Source organism: Neisseria sp. P0009.S007 (assembly GCF_051962515.1).
Window position 1 is genome coordinate 1 of the sequence record NZ_JBQCVF010001120.1, and the last position, 267, is coordinate 267.

At 46.1% G+C, this 267-nt stretch carries 1 protein-coding gene; it reads right to left on the minus strand.

Going from position 1 to position 267, the window contains the following annotated elements:
* Positions 1 to 267 (minus strand): transcriptional repressor (locus tag ACTHS3_RS17980; RefSeq protein WP_440368779.1); only part of this gene is annotated, 267 nt, incomplete at both ends.

Here is a 267-nt window from a genome sequence, read left to right on the forward strand (position 1 = left end):
GTCCAATTCGTAAACCGCCTTGCCGGTTTCAAAATGGTGGCGCTGCAAAATGCCTGCCTGCTCGAACTGGGTCAATACGCGGTAAATCGTCGCTACGCCGATTTCCACACCCTCTTCCAGCAAAATACGGTACACATCTTCGGCACTCAAATGCTCTTCAGCATGCGACTCAAACAAATCCAAGATTTTCAAACGCGGACCGGTAACCTTCAAACCGCTGTCTTTCAATTGCGCAATATTGCTGAATTTTTCCATAATATTCAATAT